This window comes from Mycobacterium sp. 2YAF39 (genome assembly GCF_052114565.1).
GTDB lineage: Bacteria > Actinomycetota > Actinomycetes > Mycobacteriales > Mycobacteriaceae > Mycobacterium.
On sequence record NZ_JBFREZ010000001.1, the window covers coordinates 303984 to 326183 of the forward strand.

Sequence of the window (22200 nt, forward strand, 5' to 3'; positions counted from 1 at the left end):
AGATACAGGATCCACTGGTCACGAGTGGTGGTGTGGCCTTAGGCCCCAAGCGTTACCAGTTCGTCAGAATCACGTGGTTCAACAGCAGCGCTCCGACGACGTTGACGGCGAGCCACCATTTCTGTGAGCGCGGGGGTAGTAGCGCCCCGGCAGCGGTGAGCCAGATCGTGAACGGCAGCCAGATCCGTTCCGTTTCAGCCTTGCTGAGCATGGAGAGATCCGCGAAAACGATCGCGACCAGTGCGCCCAACACGACCAGGTGCAGACCCGATCGGACTCTGATCGCGGCCCGGTCGAAGATGTGGGCGATGCCTGCCACGCTTCCGAACCCGACGGCACACACCACCGACGCGAAGTTGGCCCACGACCAGTACTGGAAAGGACGTTCACTGGCGATGCCCTGCCAATAGCGTTCCTGCACAAGCGTGTAGCCGTCGAACCACCAGAAGCCCGCCGCGACGAACACCGCGACGACAGCCAGCGCCGCGATCGCCGCGGGGACGAACGCCCGCAACGCCGCGCGCCAGCCCGCCGCGCTGAGCAGCACAGCCAGCGCGGGAATCGCCATCAGCGCCAGGCCGTAGTTCAGGAAGATGCCCCAGCCCAACAGCAGCCCGGCGACGACGGCCGCCGGCAGCGGCCATCGGGTAGTGCGCCGAACCGCCAACGCCAGCATTGCGATACCCCACGCAGCGACCCCGGCGAAGTAACCGTCCGCGGACACCGCGATCCAGATCGCCGTCGGCGCAACGGCAACGAAGGGCGCCGCCATCCGCGCGACGTTCTCGTCGGCCAACGAGCGTGTCGCCACGACGATCGCGGCCGCCGCGCTGGAACCGACGAGCAGGCACAGCAGCCCAGCCCATGCGCCCCCACCGAGCCCGATGCGGTCCAGCCAGACGAAGGACAGCAGCGCACCCGGCGGATGACCGGACACGTGGGTGATCCACGAATCCGGTTGGTAGTCGAGGATTCTCCTGGAGAACGTGTGCAGTGTTTCCGGGATGTCCGTGATGGTCGGCACTTGGCGCAGGTACTCGTGGCGAGCGGTCAGCCGGCCCGCGAAGCCGCGCTCCCAGCCGTCGACCATCGCCAGGGAGAACGCCCATGCGCATGCTGTTGCCCAGGTGACCCACGGCACCCAGCGCCATGGCAGCCGCGCAGCCACCGACCGTCCCCACACCACCGCCGCGGCGCCGATGGCGATCGCGGGAATGGTGCCCCATCCGACGTGTGCATTCCACCAGCCGAAGACGGGCGAGGTGGCGGCGAAGGTCCAGAAGCGGTCGGGGGTCGCGTTGAGCAGGGGTGTGACCACGCTGAGGTGGAGATGCGGTACGACGAACGCCGCGACGACGAGCACCACCGCGGCGGCTACCGCAATGAGACTTTTTCCGTGAGCAGACAGAAATGTGCCCCGACAGGCCGGCGAAGGGGAGTCTTTGCGTCTGTTCGGCACAATGATCCGACCATACCCAGTGCGGTTGAGACCAACTGGAAAGCAGCTGTTCATCTGCCGTTTCTCCGGTCGGAACCCAGTGGTCTGCACCACCGCTGAGGGTGTGGCAATCGGTGTGACGCGTGTCGCGGTGTGGACGGGCAGCGGCGTCGACGTGCTGAACGTCGACCTGCCCGAACTCGGCCACGGCGAGACCCTTGTCCGGGTGCAGCTTGCCACGGTGTGTGGAAGCGATCTGCATACCGTGACGCGCCGCCGTCGTGCACCGTGCCCGTCGGTGCTGGGGCACGAGGCCGTCGGCACCGTCGTCGCAGGCGGCACCAGATCGATCGCGGTGGGGGACCGTGTGGTGTGGTCGGTCACCGTGTCGTGCGGCAAGTGCGCACGCTGCCGTTCGGGGTTCACCGCGAAGTGTTCGTCGGTGCGCAAGGTCGGCCATGAACGTTTCGACGGCGACTGGCCGCTGTCCGGCGCCTACGCGGAACACGTTGTGCTGCCACAAGGTACGGCGATGGCGAAGGTGCCCGACGCGATGCCCGACGAGGTGGCCGCGCCTGCGGCGTGTGCGACCGCGACGGTGATGGCAACACTGGAAGCCGTGGGTAATGTCGCCGGGCGCCGAGTTCTGGTCATTGGGGCCGGCATGCTCGGGCTGACAGCGGCGGCCGCACTCGCCGAAGCGGGCGCGCGGGTTCGGGTCACCGACGTCGACCCGGAGCGGCTGGAGATGGTCAGCCGGTTCGGTGGCACGCCAGACGGCGGCGGGTCGGTGGACTCGGCGATCGACTTCTCCGGCTCCTCGGACGCGATCGATTCGGCGTTCGCCCGCCTGGGCACCGGAGGGGTGCTGGTGCTCGCGGGGTCGGTGATACCGGGCAGGCGGATCGAGATCAGCCCGGAGACGATGGTTCGGCAATGGCTCACCATCACCGGCGTCCACAACTACGAACCCCGCCACCTCACTCGCGCAGTGAAGTTCCTCGAGCGCACGCTCGAGGCGTATCCGTGGCGGACCATGGTCGCCGACCCCGTCGGTCTTGACGCCATCGCGTCGGCGCTCACCCCCGCTCTGGACGGCAAGCTGCGCGCGGCCATCAAGCCCTAACCAACTTCGGAGCAACCTTTACGGAATAATCGTTCCATAACGGGCGTATTGTGAAGTGTGCCCCGCCCTCGCAAATTCGACGAAGCCGACGTGATTGCGGCAGCCCGCGAGGAGTTCTGGACACGCGGTTACGGCGCGACCTCCGTCGACGATCTAACCGCGGCAACCGGCCTTGGCAAGGGCAGTCTGTACGGCGCGTTCGGCGATAAGCACGGGCTGTTCATCAGAGCGCTCGACGACTACATCACCTTGTCGCTCGACACCGTCCATACGCAGTTGCACGACGCCGGGCACCGCGCCTACGAGCGGCTGGTCCGCCACATCCGCCGGCAGGCGAGCGCCGCCGCCACCGACGAGACCAGGCGGGGCTGCATGATGGCCAGGACGGCCGCCGAACTCGGTTCGACCGACGACGACGTCGAGAACAAGATCGAGCGCGCTTTGTCGATATGGCGTGCCGAACTCGCCGACACCATCGCCGAAGCGCAGCGAGACGGAGACATCGTTTCCGCAGTCGACCCGCAGGCGCTGGCCGGAACCCTGCTGTCATTCATGCGCGGGGTGGAGGCGCTGCACGAAGGCGGTGTGAAACCGGCGCAGCTCAAGGCCGCGGCCGCGTCGATGATCGACCTCATTCCCACCCCCTGACGCAGCGCGGAATAACTCCGCGGCGTTGTACGTCTCTAGTTATTGACTGAATGGTCCATAACTATCGGAAGGCGTGACAATGGCACTACTCGAGGGCAAGACAGCGGTCATCACCGGCGGTTCGACCGGCATCGGGTTCGCAACCGCCAAGCGGTTCGTTGAGGAAGGCGCCTACGTCTTCATCACCGGGCGCAGGCAGGCGGAGCTCGAGCTGGCCGTCAAGGAACTCGGCGACAACGCCGCCGGGGTACAGGGTGACGTCAGCAACGCAGCAGATCTCGACCGGCTCTACGGTGCGGTGGCCGACAGCGGCCGGCGCATCGACGTCGTTTTCGCCAACGCCGCGGTCATCGATGTGGCCCCGCTGGGAGAGATCACCGAAGAACACCTCGACTACCAACTCGACGTCGACTTCAAGGGCGTCGTGTTCACCGTGCAGAAGGCGCTGCCGTTGTTGAACGACGGTGGCTCGGTCATCCTCAACTCGTCGAACACCAACGCGAAGGCGTCCGACGGCATCGGCGTGTACGCCGCGATCAAGGCCGCGCTGCGGTCGTTCGCCCGTACGTGGTCAAGTGAGTTGCGCGACCGCAAGATTCGCGTCAACGTCGTCAGCCCGGGTGCGACCGAGACACCTGGGATCGAGAACCTGGCCCAAAAGCTCTTCCCCGGGCCGGATGCGGCAGCGAAGTTCGAGGAGTACCAGATCAGCAGTGTTCCGATGGCGCGCTACGGCACCTCCGACGAGGTGGCCAACGCGGTGTTGTTCCTGGCGTCGGACCTGAGCAGTTTCACCACCGGCGCCGACATCCCCGTCGACGGGGGCATCAACCAGTTCTGACCGGATGGCCCAGTTCGCGGAGGCTAGTAGAGCATCTTTCGGTAGTTGTCCTCGCTGTAGTACTCCTCGAGCTGGGCCGCCGTCCAGTCGGTACGAATGGCCTTGGCGAGCTCCGCGACGCTCGGGATGGCCGTCGGATCCCAGGTCGACGGATCCCAGGTGTCCGAGCGCATGAACGCCTTGGCGCAGTGGAAGAACACTTCCTCGATATCGATCTCCAGCGCCAGGATGGGCCGCTTGCCCTTGACGACCATGTGGTCGAAATACTCAGCGTCGGAGAGGATCCGGGCCGATCCGTTGATGCGGAGCGTGTCGCCACGGCCGGGAATGAGAAACAGCGTGCCGACCTGCTTGCGCTGCAACACGTTGAGGTAACCGTCGACGCGCTTGTTGCCCGGCCGCTCCGGGATCGCGATGGTGGTGTCGTCGATGACGTGGACGAAGCCAGGCGGATCGCCCTTAGGCGACACGTCGACGCGGCCCTGCGCATCGGTGGTCGCGACGAAGGCGAGCGGTGAGTGCGCCAGCCAGTCCCGCTGGACAGGCGACAGTCGGTCCTTGACCTTCTTCGCGACGGCCTCCTGGGGCTCCCCGACGATCGCGCGGAGCTCGTCGACGGTGGTGACTTCCCGGTGCATGGCTACATCATGCTCGCCCGAAGTTCATTTCTGCGACGCCATTAAATGCGACACTGCGCCGGTGACCGACGTCGAAGCCCCTGCCGCAACACGTGAACGCAACCGAAAGGGCATGTCTGCCGAGGCGTTGCGGGAGGGCATCATCGAGCATCTGCGTTACTCGATCGGCCGGCCGGCGGCCACGCTGACACCCGAGCACTTCTACCGGGCGACGGCGCTGGCGGTGCGTGACCGCATGCAGGACAACGGCGTGGTTTCGGTGCAGACGTCCCTAGACCTCGGCCGGAAAGTCACCTGCTACCTCTCGGCCGAATTCCTGATGGGCCCGCAGCTCGGCAGCAACCTGCTGAACCTCGGAATCGAGGAGGAGGCGCGCGCCGCTCTGGAAGGACTGGGTGTCGGCTTCGAGGAAGTCCTGGCCTGTGAGGAGGAACCGGGCCTGGGCAATGGCGGTCTCGGCCGGCTGGCTGCCTGCTATCTCGATTCGCTGGCCACTCTCGAGCGTCCGGCCATCGGATTCGGCATCCGCTACGAGTTCGGCATCTTCGATCAGGAGATTCACGACGGCTGGCAGGTCGAGAAGACCGACAACTGGCTCGACAACGGGAACCCGTGGGAGATTCCGAAGCCCGACCTGAACTATCCGGTGAACTGGGGCGGCCACGTCGAGCACTACACCGACGATGCCGGCGACGACCGCGTGCGCTGGATACCGGGTCGTGTCATCAAGGGCGTCGCCTACGACACACCCATCCAGGGATATGGCGTGCACACCTGCAATGTGTTGACGCTGTGGAGCGCGCGGGCGGTGCAGACGTTTGCGCTGGACGCCTTCAACGCCGGTGACTACTACAAGGCAGTCGAGGACGAGGTCACCTCCGAAACCGTGACCAAGGTGCTGTACCCGAACGACGAGCCCGACGTCGGCAAGCGACTGCGCCTTTTGCAGCAGTACTTCTTCGTGTCGTGCTCCCTGCAACACGTCCTACACATCATGGACGACCTGGCCGATGCATCCGTAGAAGACCTACCGGAGCGATTCGCCCTGCAGCTCAACGACACCCACCCGTCTATCGGCGTCGCAGAGCTCATGCGGTTGCTGGTCGACGAGCGCAGGCTGAGCTGGGACGAGGCCTGGGACATCACCGTCGCGACGTTCGGCTACACCAACCACACGCTGCTGCCCGAAGCGCTGGAGACGTGGCCGCTTTCGATTTTCTCCGAGTCGCTGCCGCGTCACCTCGAGATCATCTACGAGATCAACCGCCGCTTCCTCGACGAGGTGCGTGCGAAGTTCCCCGGCGACGACGACCGGCTGCGGAGGGTGTCGCTGATCGGTGAGGACGGCGGCAAGAGCGTGCGGATGGCGCACCTGGCCACCGTCGGCAGCCACGCGATCAACGGCGTCGCCGCACTGCACTCCGAACTGCTCAAGGAGAGTGTGCTCAAAGACTTTTACGAGCTGTGGCCGGAGCGCTTCTCCAACAAGACGAATGGCGTAACGCCGAGGCGTTTCCTCGCGGTCGCCAACCCTGGACTGCGGGCGCTTCTCGACGACACGATAGGGCAGGGGTGGCTGAACGACCTCGACAGGTTGCGCGGGCTGGAGGCGTACGCGGACGACGCCGGCTTCCAGCGCAAGTGGCGCGAGGTCAAACTTGCGAACAAGGCGCGCCTTGCCGAGCTTGTGTCATCGACAACGGGTGTCGAGCTCGATCCAAGCTGGTTGTTCGACATCCAGGTCAAGCGCATCCACGAATACAAGCGCCAGCACCTCAACGTGTTGCACATCGTCGCGCTCTACCTCCGGCTGAAGCAGAATCCCGGGCTCGAGGTCCCGTCGCGGGCCTTCATCTTCGGCGGTAAGGCGGCACCCGGCTACTTCATGGCCAAGCGAATCATCAAGTTGATCAACGCGGTTGGGGAGACGGTGAACAACGATCCGGACGTCAACCGGTTCATCAGGGTCGCGTTCGTCCCGAACTTCAGCGTGAAGAACGCCGAACTGATCTACCCGGCGGCCGATCTGTCCGAACAGATCTCGACGGCCGGTAAAGAGGCGTCGGGCACCGGCAACATGAAGTTCATGATGAACGGTGCGCTGACCATCGGCACCCTCGACGGCGCCAACGTCGAGATGCGCGACGAGGCCGGTGCCGAGAACTTCTTCCTGTTCGGCCTCGATGTCGAAGAGGTCGAGCGCACCAAGCGCGACGGCTACCGTCCTGCGGACTACATCGACTCCAACCCCGAGTTGGCGGCGGTGCTCGACCTGATCGCGGGCGGCAGGTTCTCGCGGGGCGACGCCGAGGTGTTCCGTCCGCTTGTCGACAACCTGCGCTACGACGATCCGTTCCTCGTGCTCGCCGACTACGCGTCCTACGTCGAAGCCCAGGGGCGCGTGAGCGCTGCGTGGCGCGACGTCCCCGCATGGACGCGGATGTCGATCCTGAACACCGCGCGCAGTGGAAAGTTCTCATCCGACCGCTCCATCGCCGAGTACTGCGACGACATCTGGAATGTCGGACCGGTGAGCGTGCGGGTCTAGCGCGGAATCAGCGTCAGATGCTGTCCAACAGCAGGTCGACACGCTCAGTACGGACGCCGCATATCCGGCTTTCACTTGAATCCGTTGTGCCACTGTGGTTTCAGTTGTCACATCCGCGGCCGGCTTGTCGGTGGTCGAATATATGTTCGAAGCATGTTGGCGACTCCGGTTCAGGTAGCGATGGTCGCACTGCGCGCTGCGCATGAGTCGGTGGCCGCCTGCGAACTCGACATGCTCACTCACCGCGAACTACTCACCCTGCTCGACGAACTCGAGTCGCTGTCGTGTCAGCTGCCCGCGCAATGGCACCGCGCCCTGGCCCGGCTGCAGGCTGAGACCACGCCCAAAAAGTTGGGCGCCAAATCCTGGAAAGACGTCCTGCGCATCCGGTGGCGCATCTCTGCCACCGACGCCAACCGCCGCCTCGCTGAAGCGGCCGACCTGGGGCCGCGGCAGACGTTGATCGGCGAACCGTTGGCACCGGTGCTTGCCGCCACCGCCGCCGCTCAAGCCGCCGGAGACATCAACAGCGAGCATGTCGACAAGATCCGCGATGCCATGGACCGCATCCCCGGGTTCGTCGATGCCGCGACCCGCGAGGAGATCGAAACCGATCTGGTCCGCATCGCCGCCGGGGTGGGGCCGACCGAGCTGAAGAAGGCCGCCGACACGATGCTGTTCCTGCTCGATCAGGACGGCCCCGAACCTGATGACACCGAACGCAACCGCAAGAGGGGTCTGCAGGTCGGCCCCCAACAGCGTGACGGCACCGTCCCCTTCAAAGGCAATTTCACCCCCGAAGCGTGGGCGGTCTTCGAACCCATCCTCGCGAAGTGGGCCGGACCAGGCATGTGTAACCCCGACGACGCGGTTCCCTGCGTCAGTGGCAAGCCGTCACAAATCCAGATCGACAACGACCATCGCACCCTCGCGCAACGTCAGCATGATGCGCTGCTCGCGGTCGGGCGCAACGCCCTGGAATCCGGGCAGTTGGGTCAGCACAATGGCTTGCCGACCTCGATCATCATCCGCACCACGCTGCAAGACCTCGAAAGCCGCGCCGGGGTCGGTACCACCGGCGGCGGCGCAATGATGCCCATCAGCGACGTGATCCGCCTGGCCGGCCACGCCAATCATTGGTTGGCGGTGTTCGACAAATCCACAGGGCAGGCACTGGACCTGTTCAGGGCTCGACGCACCGCCTCCCCGGCCCAGCGGATCATGCTCATCGCGCGCGATGGCGGTTGCACCAAACCCAGCTGCGCGGTCCCCGCCTACGGCGCCCAGGTGCATCACGCCCTACGTGACTGGGCCGATGGCGGCGAGACCAACGTGAACGAACTCGCGCTGGCCTGCGGCCCCGACAACCGCCTCGTCACCAACAACGGCGGCTGGACCACCACCATCAACGCGAACGGTGACGTCGAATGGGCCCCACCACCGGACCTCGACACGGGCCAAACCCGCATCAACTACCACCACCGCCCCGAAAGGCTCCTACGCCCACCAGATGAATCGGACGAAAACCCAGAACGCGGACCGTAATTCGCGGAAAGCTGAGCTACGAAGCACCGAACCGGGCCGCAAGCGCCCGCCGGTCCACCTTGCCGATGCCGCGGCGTGGAATCTCGTCGACGACGTGGATCTCCCTTGGTGCCGCGGTGGCATCGAGAGTCGTTGTGACGTGGGCGCGTAGGTCGGCCAGCGTCGGAGCGGCACGTCCCGCTGTCACCACGACGACTGCGACGACCCGCTGACCCAGCCGTGCGTCGTCGACGCCGAACACCACACACTCGGACACCGCATCGTGCGAGGCCACCGCTGTCTCCACGAGTTGCGGCAACACGGTCAGACCGCCCGTGCTGATCGCGTCGTCCACCCGCCCGAGGACCGACAACACCCCTGAGTCGTCAACGGTGCCAACATCATCGGTGCGAAACCAGCCGGGCTCGGCAAAAGGATCGGGGTCGACGCGATTGCGGTACCCCTTGGCCAGCGTCGCTCCGCCGAGCACCACCCGCCCGTCGTCGATGCGCACAAGCACTCCGTCCAGCGGTCGCCCGTCATACACGCAGCCGCCCGCCGTCTCGCTCATCCCGTAGGTCCGGACCACGGGAATGCCTGCGGTCAAAGCCCTGTCGGCGACTCCGGCCGGCATCGGCCCGCCGCCGATCAGCACGGCATCCATCGACGCCAACGCGGCAGAGGCGGCTGGATCGCCCAATGACTTGTCGAGCTGCGCAGCCACCAACGAGATATACCGCCGCCCGGAACTCAGGGAGTCGACGGCTGAAACCAGCTCCGCCTCTGAGAAACTCGCAGAGACCGCCACCGGAGTAGTGCCCGCGAGCACGCTACGCACCAGCACCTGGAAGCCGGCCACATGATGGGCGGGCAGCGCGAGCAGCCACTGCCCTGCACCACCGAGGCGGTCATGCGTCGCCGACGCGCTGGCAATCAACGCCGACACCGTCAGTAGTGCGCCCTTCGGCGTGCCTGTCGTTCCGGACGTCGACAACACGACCGCCACGTCGTCGTCGATTTCGGAGCCGGCACGCAATGATGTTGCGATCAGCGAGGTTTCGCGTTCGTCGCCCATCGGTACAGGCAATACCGTCGCACGCCCGGCGAGGACGTCCTCCACCACGGGCAGCACCGACAGCGCCGAGGCTCCGGCAGGCACGGCGGCGGGGCGAAGGACGGCTATGCGTTCTCCTCCGGATCACGCGGATCGTCGAGGGGCCAGCCTTTCGCGGCCAGCCGTTGTCGCACCCGCTCGACATCCAGTGGAGCGGGTAGTTCGTCGGTCATCTGGGTGATCAGCACGCCGATGTCGGTGTCGTCGAACTCGCCGAGGTCCTTCAACGCCATGACGACCGACTTGACCTCGTCGTCGGTGAGCCGCGGCTTCAAAAGTGCGAAGAGGGGCACCCGGTCGGGGCCGGGAACGCCCTCGGGGTAGCCCGAGGTGATCCACGCGACGATCTTGGCCAGAAAGGTCACGGTTGCCTCCCCTTCCCTCCGAAACGTCGCGTGTGTGGTCGATGGCTTACGAGAGTTCGATGCTAATCCCGCCCCGGACACCGTGCGATCGACGTGGCAGGCAAACGTTTTCCGCCCGCAGGATGAACAGAAGATGAACACCTTCCCTGGTCAGATGAAGTGCCTGCTCGACACGCCCTTTGGTGGGTGGCTTTAGTTAGGCAAATGGTGGCATCGAGCCTCAGAATTGTCGCCGTGAGCACAGAGATGATCATCCTGGTGTTGTTGATCGTGACGGCACTGGCGTTCGACTTCACCAACGGCTTCCACGACACCGGCAACGCGATGGCGACGTCGATCGCCACCGGCGCGCTGAAGCCCAAGACCGCAGTGCTGCTGGCCGGTGTCCTGAACCTCGTCGGCGCCTTCCTGTCGGTCGAGGTCGCGGTCACCGTCACCACGTCGGTGCTGAAGGTCCAGGACAGCAAGTCCGGCGACCTGCTACCGGGTATCGATGCGTCTACGGGTCTCACGATCATCTTCGCCGGCCTCATCGGCGGCATCCTCTGGAACCTGCTTACTTGGCTGTTCGGCATCCCGTCCAGCTCGTCGCACGCGCTCTTCGGCGGTCTGATCGGTGCGGGCCTCGCCGCGCTCGGCCTGGCGGGCGTCAACTGGTCCGGCGTCACCGGCAAGGTGCTCATCCCGGCGGTGGCCGCACCGGTCATCGCGTGTCTGGTCGCCGCATGTGGCACATGGTTGGTGCACCGGCTCACCCGCAACGTCCTCGAGAGCCGACGTCGCGAAGGCTTCCGCTGGGGTCAGATCGCGACCGCCTCGCTGGTCGCGTTGTCGCACGGAACCAACGACGCGCAGAAGACGATGGGCGTCATCGCGCTCGCGCTCATCACGACCGGCCACCTGACGGGCGATGTCAAGGAACAGGGCCTGCCGTTCTGGATCATCTTCAGCTGCGCGGTCGCCATCGGCCTCGGCACCTACCTCGGCGGCTGGCGGGTCATCCGCACGCTGGGCAAGGGACTCGTCGAGATCGAGTCGCCGCAGGGCTTCGCTGCCGAAGCATCCTCGGCCGCAATCATTTTGAGCTCGAGCGCCGCAGGCATGGCGCTGTCCACCACCCACGTCGCCACGGGATCGATCCTTGGCAGCGGTGTCGGCAAGCCCGGCGCTCAGGTGCGCTGGGCAGTGGCGGGTCGGATGGCCGTCGCGTGGCTGATCACCCTGCCCGCCGCCGGTCTCGTTGGGGCGCTGTCCTATTGGCTGTCCGATGCCGTCAAGTCGCTGACCAACTCGGCGTTGGCCGGTGACGGCCTGATCTTCCTCATCCTCGTGGGCCTGTCCTTCTTCATGTGGTGGCGCGCCCAGCAGCAGAAGGTGGACAGCAGCAACGTCAACGCTGATTGGGACAGCTCCACGAACTCCGTCGTGCCTGCGGACGTGCGTGATGCCGTCAAGGATTCCAAGCCCACGGCGTCCGTCTAGCCACGGCGCCGACAGCGCACCCGAAAGACAAGGAAACGTTGATGGCATTTCTCGAAAGCATCCTCAAGGTGCTCGTTATCGGACTGCTCCTCGGCGCAGGCCTGCCCGCGGTGTTCGCGGCCGGCCTGGTGGCCTACTCCAACGGGGCCGGGGGTACACATGCCGACGGCACCACCGTTGCCCCCAACCCGGTGGTGAAGTACGCGGGTATCGCGCTGTTCCTGTTCGTCGGCTGGGTGATCCTCACCGCGGTTCTCTGGATCACGCGGGCGACGATCATCCACCACACCGGTATCGACCTCTTCCCCTTCATGCCGAAGAAATGAGCGCAGATCACATGGCCGAGAATCAGACTGTTTTGGACAACGTGCTCGCTTGGCTGCACCAGGGCTATCCGGAGGGTGTGCCGCCGAAGGATTATTTCGCACTGCTCGCCCTGTTGAAGCGGTCGCTGTCTGAGGAAGAGGTCGTCAGGGCCGCGCAGACCGTGCTCAAGGGCATCGACTCCGACACGGTGAGCGAGCAGGAGATCCGGGCGGCGATCCACGCGATCACCGAGGCGGAGCCCAACCCCGAGGAGATCCATCAGGTCGCCTCGCGGCTGGCCTCAGTGGGCTGGCCGCTGGCGAACGCCCGCTGACGCTATTGGCGGTTGTCTCGCCGCAGCGGATGGGTCTCGGGGACCTGCACGAAGATCAGTAGCACGCCGTCGGGATCGGTGACGTGCAACTCGTGCAGACCCCACGGCTCCTGGCGCGCCTCACGGGTGATGGGCACGCCGCGGCCGGTCAGTTCCTTCTCGGTGGCATACACATCGCGGACCTGAAGCCACATCGTTCCGCCCGCCGTGGGCGTGCCGTGGCCGGCGAGTTCGATCAGTGACTGCCCGGCGTAGAACACCGTGCCCGCGCCGTAGTCCCGGGCGATCGCCAATCCGATCTCATCGCGGTAGAACGTCAGCGAGCGTTGATAGTCCGCCGGCCGGATGAGCATGCGGCTGGCCAGGATCTCCATACGATGTGTCTATCACGGGCCTTTAGCCGATTCGGCGATCGACGCCCTCCCAGTGCGGCTCCCGAAGCACTCGCTTCAGCAGCTTGCCGCTCGGGTTTCGGGGCAGCACCTCGGCGAAGTCGACGGACTTGGGCAGCTTGAAACCGGCGAGGCGTTCGCGCGCATACGCGATGAGTTCGGCTTCGGTCGGTGCGGTGCCTGCGGCAGGTACGACGATCGCCTTCACCGCCTCACCCCACTTTTCGTCGGGCACCCCGATGATGGCGACGTCGTCGACGGTCGGATGCGTCATGAGGACATTCTCGATCTCGATGGGGTACACGTTCTCTCCGCCGGAGACGATCATGTCCTTCTTGCGGTCGTGGAGGTAGTAGTAGCCGTCGCTGTCGACGTAGCCGGCGTCGCCGGTCCTCAGCCAGCCGTCGTCGGTGACCGTTGCGGCCGTGGCGCCGGGGTTGTTCCAGTAGCCGAGCATGTTCTGCGCCGACCGCGTCCACACCTCGCCGACCGTCCCGAACGGTACTTCGCGGCCCTCGTCGTCGACGATGCGCATTTCGACCCACGGATAGGGTTTCCCGCAGGACCGCAACAGTTCCGGGCGACCGGTCGGGTCGTGTTCGTCGAGTTGCGTTACCGAGCCGGTGGTTTCGGTCAACCCGTACACCTGGAGGAACTCGCACTTGAAGCGTTCGAGGCCTCTGGTCAGGACGTCGTCGGTGATGGGTGAAGCGCCGTAGACGATGGCGCGCACGCTGGAGAAGTCCGCGTCCTCGACACTCGGTGCGCCCAGCATCATCTGAATCACCGCGGGCACAAGTAGCAGGTTTGTGATCCGGTGTTGGACGATGGAATTCAGAATCGCTGCGGGGTCGACGTCGCGGAGCACCACGGTGGTGGCGCCTTCGTATAGCCCGACCAGCACCCATCCCGAACCGGCCATGTGGAACATCGGCATCACGGCGAGGCTGACGCTGTCGGCGGTGAACCGCCACTGGTGGGCGATTCCGGTCGCCTTGCAGAGGTAGTTGCCGTTGGTCAGCATGACGCCCTTGGGCAGTCCGGTCGTGCCCGACGTGTACATCAGGAAGGCGATGTCGTCGGGACCCGTTGTGACGCTGGGGTCTTCGTCGGGGTGAGCGGCCAGCCAGTCCTCGAAGCCCTGCCAACGGTCGTGCGCTCCGATCCCCACGATGGTGCTCACCGTCGTCAGTCGGTCCTCGACGGCCTCGACATGGCCGAAGAACTCGGATCCGACGACCACGACGCACGCCTGGGCATCGTTGATGACGTGCAGCATCTCCGGTGGCGCGAGTCGCCAATTCACCGGCACGCCAATCGCACCCAGCTTGGCGAGCCCGCAGACGACCTCGAAGAATTCCGCGCCGTTCTTCTCGACGTAGGCGACGCGGTCGCCGAAGCCGACGCCCGCTGCGCGGAACGCCTGCGCGGCCTGGCTGGACCGCGCGTCGAGCTCGGCGAAGCTGATGGTCCGATCACCCACGATGAGCGCGTCGGCATCGGGCCTGCGCCGTGCGTGGACGCGCACGATGTCGGCGATGCTAGCGATCTCGGGAATGGGCATCGTCAGCTGTTCGGCTGCAGCCGTTGACGTTTCATCATCGCGTTGACGGCCTCGGGGAATATGGTGTTCACGGCCTGGGCGGTGACGGCCATGCGCGGCGCGATACGCACCGGCCGCACCCGGGCGGCGGTGATCATCCAGTCGGCGGCCTCGTCGGCACTCAACCCTGGCAGGCCGTCGTAGGCTCGCGTCGGCGCGATCATCGGGGTGATGACCAGCGGGTAGAAGAGTGTCGTCGAGTGCACTCCGCCAGAGCCCCACTCGGTCTCGATGATCCGGCTGACGGAGGTGAGCGCGGCCTTCGACGCGTTGTAGACGCCGAACAGGGGAGTCGATTCGGTGAGCACACCCCATGTCGACACGTTGATGATGTGGCCGTCGCCGCGCTCACGCATGCCCGGCGCGAGCCCGCGGATCAGTCGCATCGGCGAGTAGTAGTTCAGCGCCATGGTGCGCTCGACGTCGTGCCAGCGGTCGAGGGACTCGGCCAGCGGCCTGCGGATCGAGCGCCCCGCGTTGTTGATCAGGATGTCGATGCCGCCGAGGTCGCGCTCGAGCGTGGCAACCAGGTCGTCGACGGCGTCCAGATCGGACAGGTCGCACGCGTGGGCCCGAGCGGATCCGCCCGCCGCGGTGATCCTCTCGACCAGATCGTCCAGCAGTTCCTGCCTGCGCGCGGCGACCACCACCGTGGCGCCAAGCCGTGCGAACTTCTCCGCAGCCGCCTCGCCGATACCCGACGATGCCCCGGTCAGCAGGATCCGCTTGCCGTCGAGGTCAGTGTCATCGCGGGCGGGGCGTCGTACCAACAACTGCGGGACCAGAGGCGGTCGCATGCTCGCCAACACGACCTGGTCGGCGAGCCGGCGCAGCGGATTCTTACTCACAATCGGCGAGTCTAGGTGGCACTCAACCACTAGAAGTAGCGGGGGAATTGACTCCAGTCCGGGTCACGCTTCTCGAGGAACGCGTCGCGGCCCTCGACGGCCTCATCGGTCATGTACGCCAATCGCGTTGCCTCACCGGCGAACAACTGTTGGCCCATCAACCCGTCGTCGGTCAGGTTGAACGCGTACTTGAGCATGCGGATCGCCTGCGGTGACTTGCCATTGATGGCCGCCGCCCATTCGAGTCCCACGGTCTCCAGCGAGGCGTGGTCCACCACCTCGTTGACCGCGCCCATCGCGTGCATCTGCTCGGCGGTGTACGGCCTGCCGAGGAAGAAGATCTCGCGGGCGAACTTCTGGCCCACCTGCTTCGCCAGATATGCGCTGCCGTAGCCGCCGTCGAAGCTGCCGACATCGGCGTCGGTCTGCTTGAAGCGGGCGTGCTCCCGGCTGGCCAGCGTCAGATCACATGTGACGTGCAGGCTGTGGCCGCCGCCGGCCGCCCAGCCGTTGACCAGGCAGATGACGACCTTCGGCATGAACCGGATCAGCCGTTGCACCTCGAGGATGTGCAGCCGCCCGGCGCGCGCCGGGTCGACCGACTCTGCGGTGTCGCCCGATGCGTACTGGTAGCCGCTGCGGCCGCGGATGCGCTGATCGCCGCCCGAGCAGAACGCCCAGCCGCCGTCCTTGGGGCTGGGTCCGTTGCCGGTGAGCAGGATGACGCCGATCTCGGGCCACATCCGGGCATGATCGAGCACGCGGTAGAGCTCGTCGACGCTGTGCGGGCGAAACGCGTTGCGCACCTCGGGCCGGTCGAACGCCACCCGCACCGTCGGCTGTGGCTTTCCGTCGACGACATGACGGTGATACGTGATGTCGGTCAGGTCGAAACCGGCGACCGGCTGCCACAGCGAAGAGTCAAAAGGGTCGGCCGATGAGCCGCTTGCGCGAAGAGAATCGTTGAGGCTCATGCGTTTACCGCATCGAAACGGAAGACGGGGCAACGGCCGGCCAGTGCCTCGTACTCGTCGGGGTTGGGACCGGTCACGAGGCCTGCCTTCTTCAGGAAGCCCACGCCCGTCGGCACCTCCACAGGAAACAGTCGCAGCAGCGGCCTGGCCTCATCGGGCGGCAACTCGACGACGCTGACCCGTACGGTGCTCTTGCCCCGCTTGAGTTCGGCCGCGCCAGCCGACCGCAGATTGGCCGCCCAGTCGCTGCCTGGCAATCCGCCAAGCACGTACCGCTTGCCCTCGACGACCATCGGGGTGATCGGTGTCGAACGCAGCTTGCCGCTCTTACGGCCCGGCACGACCAGGATCGCCGGGCCCTTTTCGCCCATCGGAACGCCGAGTTTCTGCATACCGATCATGACTTTGTTGACGTACTTCAGCCACCACGGCGGCCGGATACGCGCGCTGTCGGACATGGCTGGAACGCTACGCGACAGGATCGATGCGAAACACCGGCAGTCGCCCGGCCAGCCCCTCCAACTCGTCGGCCGTACCCGTCTTCAGCACACCGGCGCGCTTCATGATGTCGACACCGGTGGACACCTGAACGGGGAACTCCCGCAGGACGGGTCGGGCCTCCTCGGCGCTCAGTTCGACCATCCGGACCGGTTCGGAGCGCCTGCCCTGCGTGATCGTCACACGCTCGGCGGCGCGGACGTTGTGGACCCACTCGGCACCCGGATAGCCGTTGACGACATAGCGTTTCCCATCGATACGCATCGGTGTGACGGGCGTCGAGCGCAGCTTGCCCGTCTTGCGGCCCGGCACCGTCAGCACCACCGGCGACTCGTGCCGCGAGACCGGCACGCCGAGCCGCAACAGCACCACGAAAACCTTGTTCGCATGCTTGAGCCACCGCGGCGGGCGGATGGGTTCGGGGCCCGTCATAGGTGCACACCGTAATCGGCAAGCCCATTGCGCAGACCGTCGCGACGTTGCGTCGTCGGCAGCGGATCGACCAGGACGAATCCGCAGCCGAGGGCTCGGGCACCGCCGTCGGCCTCGTCGCTGTCGCCGACCATGACCGCGTGAGCGGGATCCGCCCCGAGCCGGCTCAACGCGGTCTCGAAGATCGCCGGGTCGGGCTTGATGGCGCCCACCTCGAAGGACAAGACGAACTCGTCGACGAATCCGACCGCGCCGATCGATGCGAACGCGGGCCGCACGTCGAACGCGATGTTGGACACCACCGCGGTCTTGATGCCCTGCCGGTGCAGGCCCTCCAGGACGCCGGCGGTGTCGGGGTACGGCGTCCAGTTCAATGGGTCGGTCATGAGGCGGTACAGCGTTTCAGCATGGTGGTCGGCCACCCCCGACTCGCGCAGGACGTGCAGGTAGGCCTCCCGGTGCAGGTGCGGCTCAAGATCGCGATTGACCCAGGCGTGGTGCGCCGCCTGAGCCGCTTCGGCGGCGACATCGGTTTTTGTGGTCATTTCCTCAAAAATCCCGGTCGGCGCGGTCATCCTGCGCATCAGCTCGGCCTGCACGTGGCCGTCGATCTGGCGTTCGTCGACCTCGATGCCGTGGAACCAGCTGTCGTCCTCTTCCAGACGGAAAAGTGTGCCGGAGTAGTCGAAGAGGACCGCTTGAACGTTCACCCGCCCCATGCTGCCAGGTGTGAAGGAGGACGAAACGGGCTAGTTAACAGGCATGCATCAGCTCGAGCAGGCAGTCGTGGTGGTACCTGCGCACAACGAGATCGAGCATTTGCCCCGCACCCTGTCCGCGTTGGTCGCCGCGGCCATGCACACGTCGATGCGGGTCCTGATCGTCGTGGTGCTGGATGCCTGCGACGACGGCAGCGAGAGTCTCGCCGAGCGGTTCGGCCCGAATGTGCAGTTCACCTCGACCGATGCGGGCAATGTCGGCGCCGCCCGCGCGGCCGGATTCGAGTACGCGCGGTCTGTCTGCACCGGCATCGACCCTGCGCGCACCTGGTTCGCCACTACGGACGCCGACACTGTCGTCGGCAGTCGGTGGTTGTCGCGGATGGTGAAGGCCGACGCCGATATGGTGCTCGGCACGGTGCGGATACCGCTGTGGCGGTTACCCGCGGAGGTTTCCCGCCGCTATATGGCCGCCTACCGATCGACCGGACCCGGACACGATCACGTCCACGGCGCCAACATGGGGTTTCGGGCAGACGCCTACTGGGCTGTCGGCGGCTTCCGCCCGCTGGCCACCGGTGAGGACGTCGACCTCGTCGCACGATTCGAGTCTGCGCACATGAGTATCTGCCGTGACGCCAAGCTTTCGGTGGCAACCTCGGCTCGCCAAGAGGGGCGCGCACCCCGTGGATTCGCCGACCATCTGCGCGGACTCGCTCGATCACCCCGCAGCCGCAAGGTCGTGGAGACATGACTGCCGGCTTGATCGGCCGGTGGCTTGACGCCGGCGCATTCGACCTTCCGCTTCCCGGCGGTGGGGATACGGCGCGACGTTGGCGCCTCCTGGCCGCCCTCGCCAAGGTCGACATCGTCGCGGCGCGTCTGGCCGAAGCGCACACCGACGCGGTCGCGATCATGGCCGAACTCGATGCGTCCGAATCGAAACCTGGTCGGCTGTGGGGAGTTTGGGCTGCCGAGTCCCGCGATGCGGTGCTCAACGCGAACGTTGACGGGGATACGACGACGCTGGACGGTACCAAGGTGTGGTGCTCGGGCGCGGGTATCTGCACACATGCGCTCGTGACGGCTCAGCTCGACTCCGGGCAGCGCGCGCTGTTCGCCGTCGACCTGGGACACGCCGGAGTGCAACCGCTACCGAGCGGGTGGCGCAATGCGGGGATGGCCGAATCAGACACTCGTTCCGTGCAATTCAGCGGCGCTCCTGCCATACCCGTCGGCGCACCGGGCGAGTACCTGTCGCGGCCCGGCTTCTGGCATGGGGCGATCGGCGTCGCGGCGTGCTGGCTCGGCGGAGCTCGGGCCGTGGCCGAACCGCTGTATGCGCGCGCCGCCGAGGCTTCAGCGGATCCGCACACGCTGGCGCATCTGGGAGCCGTCGACGCCGCGTTGGCCGCGGGCGAGGCGATGCTCTTGTGGGCGGCGAGTGCGGTCGACGACGATCCGTTGAACCGCAAGGGCACGGCTGAGTTGATTGCGCGACGCGCCCGCACGGTGGTCGAAACCGCCGTCGACGAAACGATCACCCGGACCGGCCGCGCTCTGGGCCCGGCGCCGCTGTGTCAGGACGCCCAGCATGCGAAGCGGGTCGCCGATCTGACGATGTACGTGCGACAGAGCCATGCCGAGCGAGATCTCGAGCGGCTCGGAGTGTTGGCGGGGGCGGCGCGATGACGCTCGCACAGGTGGGTAACGGTGCGCGATTCGCCGCCCGGCCTCTGACCGTCGCCGGAACCGCGACGCAGGACTGGCTGGATGCGCTCGCATACGCCCCCGAACTGGACATGGCGGAATGCAGCGACATCGTTGTCGTGGCAGCGCATCCCGACGACGAGACGTTCGGCTTCGGTGCCGCCCTGGCGACACTGGTCGAACGTGGTGTGCGTGTTCAGGTGGTGGCCGCCAGTGATGGCGGTGCCTCGCATCCCGGTCTCGACCGGCGCCATCTGGAAAGCGCCCGCCGTGCGGAATTACACGATGCGATGCGGACTCTCGGAGTTCCCGCGCCCATCTGCCTGGAGATGCCGGACGGGGACTTGTGCGCCCACGAGGAACGGCTTGCGGATCGCCTCACCGAAATACTCGCGGATCGACCGGGCACACCGTGGATCGCGGCGACCTGGCGCGGCGACGGGCATCCCGATCACGAGGCGGTCGGTCGTGCAGCTGCGGCCGCCGCGCAGCGCTGCGATGCGGAGCTGCTGGAGTATCCGATCTGGATGTGGCACTGGGCGACACCCGGCGACAGCGCCGTTCCGTGGGAACGGCTGCGCACTGTGCCGAACGCCCCGCATGCCCTCGACCTGAAGGTGGCGGCGGCGCAGTGCTACCGCTCGCAAATCCAGGTGGCCGACGGCGATCAGGCGCCGTTGCTGCCGCCATTCGTCGTACGGCGACTACTCGCCGTCAGGGAGGTGGTGTTCTGATGCCCACTCGGCTCTCAACCGGCTATTTCGACAGGATCTACTCCGAGTCGGACGACCCTTGGCAGCTCGGGGACCGATGGTACGAGCAGCGCAAGTACGCAATCACGTTGGCGCTGTTGCCCTATCGGCGCTACCGTCACGCATTCGAGCCCGGTTGTTCGATTGGTGTGCTCACCGAACAGCTGACCACGCGGTGTGACCATGTCACCAGCACCGACATCGCGAGCGCGGCCCTGGATGCGACGCATCGGCGCCTGGTCGAGGCCGGCAGGCGACGCAATGTGACGCTGCTTCAGAAGTCGGTCGACGACCCATGGCCGCAGGCGGGTTTCGATCTGGTCGTGCTGTCCGAGCTCTGCTACTACCTTCACCCCGAAGTCCTGCGTGACACCCTGGACCGCGAGATACCGCTGCTGAAGCCGGGGACGACGGTCGTCGCCGCGCACTGGCGGCACCCGGTCGCCGAGTACCCGATGACCGGCGGCTACGCGACCGACATCATCGCCGCGACGTCGGGACTGCACCACCTGGGTGGATACCGCGATGCAGACGTGATCATCGAGGTCTTCGATACTTCGTCGCCGACGTCTGTCGCCGCGCGAACGGGAGTGCCGGGAGCCTAACTGCGAGCCTGGACGGCCTTGTCGGCCAGCACTTCTCGCTCGCGTTCGTTGTCCGTCATCGCCGCGGCGCGGTCGAATTCGTCGGCAGCCTCGGCGTTGCGCCCCAGCCGCACCAGCAACTCGCCCCGCACGCTGGGAAGCAGATAGGAGTCGTCGAGGCCGGCGAGCCCGTCGACAATGGCCAGGGCTTCTGCGGACTCACCGGACATGGCGACCGCGACCGCCCGGTTGAGCGCGACGATCGGCGACGGCGACACCTGCACCAGCCCGTCGTACAGCATCACGATGTGCTGCCAGTCGGTGTCGGCAGCGGTGGGTGCGGTGGCGTGGCATTCGGCGATGGCGGCCTGCAGCGCATACGGTCCCCACCCAACACCTCGGCGCTGCAACGCTTCCGCTGAGCGCCCGAGAGCCGCCACCCCGCGCTGGATCTGCGCCCGGTCCCACTTGATCCGGTTCTGGGCTTCCAGCAGGATCGGCTTGCCGTTACTGTCGGTGCGGGCGGCGAATCGCGACGACTGGAACTCCATGAGCGACACCAGACCGTGCACTTCCGGTTCATCGGGGACCAGTGCGGCGAGTATGCGGCCCAATCGCAGTGCCTCGCTGCATAGTTCGTCGCGTATCCAGTTCCGGCCGAATGACGCGGAATACCCTTCGTTGTACACCAGGTAGATCACCGAGAGGACAGCGGACAACCGCTGCGGATACTCCGAGCGGTCCGGCACTTCGAACGGGATGCGCGCGTCGGAGAGCGCCTTCTTCGCGCGGGTGATCCGCGCGGCGATCGTCGCCTTGGACGTCAGGAACGCGCGGGCGATCTCGTCGGTCGTCAGGCCGCCGACGACACGCAGCGTCAGCGCGATCTGGCCTTCGCGCGACAGCACCGGGTGTGCCGAGATGAAGACCAGGCGCAGCACGTCGTCGTCGATGCGGTCGGGATCCCACGAGTGCTCGACCTGCGTTTCCAGTTCGTGAGCGAGCACGGCGTACTTGGAGTCCAGGTTGTCCTGGCGACGCCACTGGTCGATCGCTTTGCGCTTGGCCACGGCGGTCAACCACGCACCGGCGTTGCGTGGCACACCGGTATCGGGCCACTGGGTGAGCGCGTCGACAAGGGCCTCTTGCGCCAGATCCTCGGCGAAGCCGACATCGCCGACCGCCCGCGTCAGCGTCGCCACGATCTTCGCGGCCTCCATCCGCCACACCGCGTCGACGGTCTGCTGGATATCGGTCACCCGCCCATTGTGCCGAGCGCTCGCAAAAGTCCCCGACACGCCGCGGAAATGGTGCCTTTTGTGCC

24 protein-coding genes are annotated in these 22200 nt (G+C 66.2%); 12 read left to right on the top strand and 12 right to left on the bottom strand.

What is annotated here, in order from left to right; translation table 11 throughout:
• Window positions 1-52: 52 nt before the first annotated feature.
• The gene (locus AB4Z42_RS01535) at window positions 53-1408 is read right to left on the bottom strand and encodes a hypothetical protein (RefSeq protein ID WP_442008077.1); all 1356 of its coding nucleotides are present in this window, start codon (window positions 1406-1408) and stop codon (window positions 53-55) included.
• A 166-nt stretch (window positions 1409-1574) separates the two neighbouring features.
• Between AB4Z42_RS01535 and AB4Z42_RS01540 the strand changes: the two genes are divergently transcribed.
• From AB4Z42_RS01540 to AB4Z42_RS01550, 3 genes are all read left to right on the top strand, one after another.
• Window positions 1575-2564 (top strand): zinc-binding dehydrogenase, encoded by a 990-nt coding sequence (locus AB4Z42_RS01540; protein WP_442007360.1) that lies wholly within the window; start codon window positions 1575-1577, stop codon window positions 2562-2564.
• A 90-nt stretch (window positions 2565-2654) separates the two neighbouring features.
• On the top strand, window positions 2655-3212 hold the full coding sequence (locus AB4Z42_RS01545; protein WP_442007361.1) for a TetR/AcrR family transcriptional regulator: 558 nt from the start codon (window positions 2655-2657) through the stop codon (window positions 3210-3212).
• Between the two features lie 79 nt (window positions 3213-3291).
• A complete protein-coding gene (locus AB4Z42_RS01550; RefSeq protein WP_442007362.1) occupies window positions 3292-4053 on the top strand; it encodes an SDR family NAD(P)-dependent oxidoreductase in 762 nt (253 codons plus the stop codon).
• A 23-nt stretch (window positions 4054-4076) separates the two neighbouring features.
• Here the strand turns inward: AB4Z42_RS01550 and AB4Z42_RS01555 are convergent, their stop codons facing one another.
• On the bottom strand, window positions 4077-4691 hold the full coding sequence (locus tag AB4Z42_RS01555; protein ID WP_442007363.1) for a pyridoxamine 5'-phosphate oxidase family protein: 615 nt from the start codon (window positions 4689-4691) through the stop codon (window positions 4077-4079).
• 112 nt (window positions 4692-4803) lie between these two features.
• Between AB4Z42_RS01555 and AB4Z42_RS01560 the strand changes: the two genes are divergently transcribed.
• Together AB4Z42_RS01560 and AB4Z42_RS01565 are read left to right on the top strand one after the other, a co-directional pair.
• The gene (locus AB4Z42_RS01560) at window positions 4804-7239 is read left to right on the top strand and encodes a glycogen/starch/alpha-glucan phosphorylase (protein ID WP_442008078.1); all 2436 of its coding nucleotides are present in this window, start codon (window positions 4804-4806) and stop codon (window positions 7237-7239) included.
• Window positions 7240-7377: 138 nt separating this feature from the next.
• Window positions 7378-8784 carry a DUF222 domain-containing protein gene (locus AB4Z42_RS01565; RefSeq protein WP_442008079.1) on the top strand — a complete coding sequence of 469 codons (1407 nt, stop codon included), beginning with the start codon at window positions 7378-7380 and terminating at the stop codon, window positions 8782-8784.
• A 16-nt stretch (window positions 8785-8800) separates the two neighbouring features.
• Here the strand turns inward: AB4Z42_RS01565 and menE are convergent, their stop codons facing one another.
• Both menE and AB4Z42_RS01575 read right to left on the bottom strand, forming a co-directional pair.
• Window positions 8801-9922: an o-succinylbenzoate--CoA ligase gene (gene menE, locus AB4Z42_RS01570; protein ID WP_442007364.1), complete on the bottom strand. Its 1122-nt coding sequence runs from the start codon at window positions 9920-9922 to the stop codon at window positions 8801-8803.
• Between the two features lie 20 nt (window positions 9923-9942).
• On the bottom strand, window positions 9943-10242 hold the full coding sequence (locus tag AB4Z42_RS01575) for a DUF3349 domain-containing protein (protein WP_442007365.1): 300 nt from the start codon (window positions 10240-10242) through the stop codon (window positions 9943-9945).
• Between the two features lie 246 nt (window positions 10243-10488).
• On the opposite strand from AB4Z42_RS01575, the gene AB4Z42_RS01580 reads away from it, so the two are divergent.
• The 3 genes from AB4Z42_RS01580 to AB4Z42_RS01590 are packed head-to-tail and all read left to right on the top strand — an operon-like array spanning window position 10489 to window position 12364.
• On the top strand, window positions 10489-11724 hold the full coding sequence (locus AB4Z42_RS01580) for an anion permease (protein WP_442008080.1): 1236 nt from the start codon (window positions 10489-10491) through the stop codon (window positions 11722-11724).
• A gap of 41 nt (window positions 11725-11765) precedes the next feature.
• Window positions 11766-12050: a hypothetical protein gene (locus AB4Z42_RS01585; RefSeq protein ID WP_442007366.1), complete on the top strand. Its 285-nt coding sequence runs from the start codon at window positions 11766-11768 to the stop codon at window positions 12048-12050.
• Window positions 12051-12061: 11 nt separating this feature from the next.
• Complete coding sequence (locus tag AB4Z42_RS01590; protein WP_442007367.1) at window positions 12062-12364, top strand: DUF3349 domain-containing protein; 303 nt, start codon at window positions 12062-12064, stop codon at window positions 12362-12364.
• A 2-nt stretch (window positions 12365-12366) separates the two neighbouring features.
• Here AB4Z42_RS01590 and AB4Z42_RS01595 read toward each other — a convergent pair whose 3' ends face one another.
• Genes AB4Z42_RS01595 through AB4Z42_RS01625 form a run of 7 tightly spaced genes read right to left on the bottom strand, consistent with a single transcriptional unit; the run spans window position 12367 to window position 17830 of the window.
• The gene (locus AB4Z42_RS01595; protein WP_442007368.1) at window positions 12367-12738 is read right to left on the bottom strand and encodes a VOC family protein; all 372 of its coding nucleotides are present in this window, start codon (window positions 12736-12738) and stop codon (window positions 12367-12369) included.
• Window positions 12739-12760: 22 nt separating this feature from the next.
• Window positions 12761-14320, bottom strand: coding sequence for a fatty acid--CoA ligase (locus AB4Z42_RS01600; protein WP_442007369.1), 1560 nt, complete (start codon window positions 14318-14320; stop codon window positions 12761-12763).
• Between the two features lie 2 nt (window positions 14321-14322).
• A complete protein-coding gene (locus AB4Z42_RS01605; protein WP_442007370.1) occupies window positions 14323-15207 on the bottom strand; it encodes an SDR family oxidoreductase in 885 nt (294 codons plus the stop codon).
• Window positions 15208-15236: 29 nt separating this feature from the next.
• A complete protein-coding gene (locus tag AB4Z42_RS01610) occupies window positions 15237-16181 on the bottom strand; it encodes a 1,4-dihydroxy-2-naphthoyl-CoA synthase (protein WP_442007371.1) in 945 nt (314 codons plus the stop codon).
• Complete coding sequence (locus AB4Z42_RS01615; RefSeq protein WP_442007372.1) at window positions 16178-16639, bottom strand: nitroreductase/quinone reductase family protein; 462 nt, start codon at window positions 16637-16639, stop codon at window positions 16178-16180. The genes AB4Z42_RS01610 and AB4Z42_RS01615 overlap by 4 nt, the downstream gene beginning before the upstream one ends.
• Window positions 16640-16649: 10 nt before the next feature.
• On the bottom strand, window positions 16650-17111 hold the full coding sequence (locus AB4Z42_RS01620) for a nitroreductase family deazaflavin-dependent oxidoreductase (protein ID WP_442007373.1): 462 nt from the start codon (window positions 17109-17111) through the stop codon (window positions 16650-16652).
• Complete coding sequence (locus AB4Z42_RS01625) at window positions 17108-17830, bottom strand: HAD family hydrolase (protein WP_442007374.1); 723 nt, start codon at window positions 17828-17830, stop codon at window positions 17108-17110. Before AB4Z42_RS01625 ends, AB4Z42_RS01620 begins: the two co-directional genes overlap by 4 nt.
• A 43-nt stretch (window positions 17831-17873) precedes the next feature.
• On the opposite strand from AB4Z42_RS01625, the gene AB4Z42_RS01630 reads away from it, so the two are divergent.
• Genes AB4Z42_RS01630 through AB4Z42_RS01645 form a run of 4 tightly spaced genes read left to right on the top strand, consistent with a single transcriptional unit; the run spans window position 17874 to window position 20897 of the window.
• Window positions 17874-18584: a glycosyltransferase gene (locus tag AB4Z42_RS01630; protein ID WP_442007375.1), complete on the top strand. Its 711-nt coding sequence runs from the start codon at window positions 17874-17876 to the stop codon at window positions 18582-18584.
• Window positions 18581-19522 (top strand): acyl-CoA dehydrogenase, encoded by a 942-nt coding sequence (locus tag AB4Z42_RS01635; RefSeq protein WP_442007376.1) that lies wholly within the window; start codon window positions 18581-18583, stop codon window positions 19520-19522. The genes AB4Z42_RS01630 and AB4Z42_RS01635 overlap by 4 nt, the downstream gene beginning before the upstream one ends.
• Complete coding sequence (locus AB4Z42_RS01640; RefSeq protein ID WP_442007377.1) at window positions 19519-20274, top strand: PIG-L deacetylase family protein; 756 nt, start codon at window positions 19519-19521, stop codon at window positions 20272-20274. The genes AB4Z42_RS01635 and AB4Z42_RS01640 overlap by 4 nt, the downstream gene beginning before the upstream one ends.
• A complete protein-coding gene (locus AB4Z42_RS01645; RefSeq protein ID WP_442007378.1) occupies window positions 20274-20897 on the top strand; it encodes an SAM-dependent methyltransferase in 624 nt (207 codons plus the stop codon). The genes AB4Z42_RS01640 and AB4Z42_RS01645 overlap by 1 nt, the downstream gene beginning before the upstream one ends.
• Here the strand turns inward: AB4Z42_RS01645 and AB4Z42_RS01650 are convergent.
• Window positions 20894-22096, bottom strand: coding sequence for an RNA polymerase sigma factor (locus AB4Z42_RS01650; protein ID WP_442008081.1), 1203 nt, complete (start codon window positions 22094-22096; stop codon window positions 20894-20896). The two genes, AB4Z42_RS01645 and AB4Z42_RS01650, sit on opposite strands and share 4 nt — an antisense overlap.
• Window positions 22097-22200: the final 104 nt, after the last annotated feature.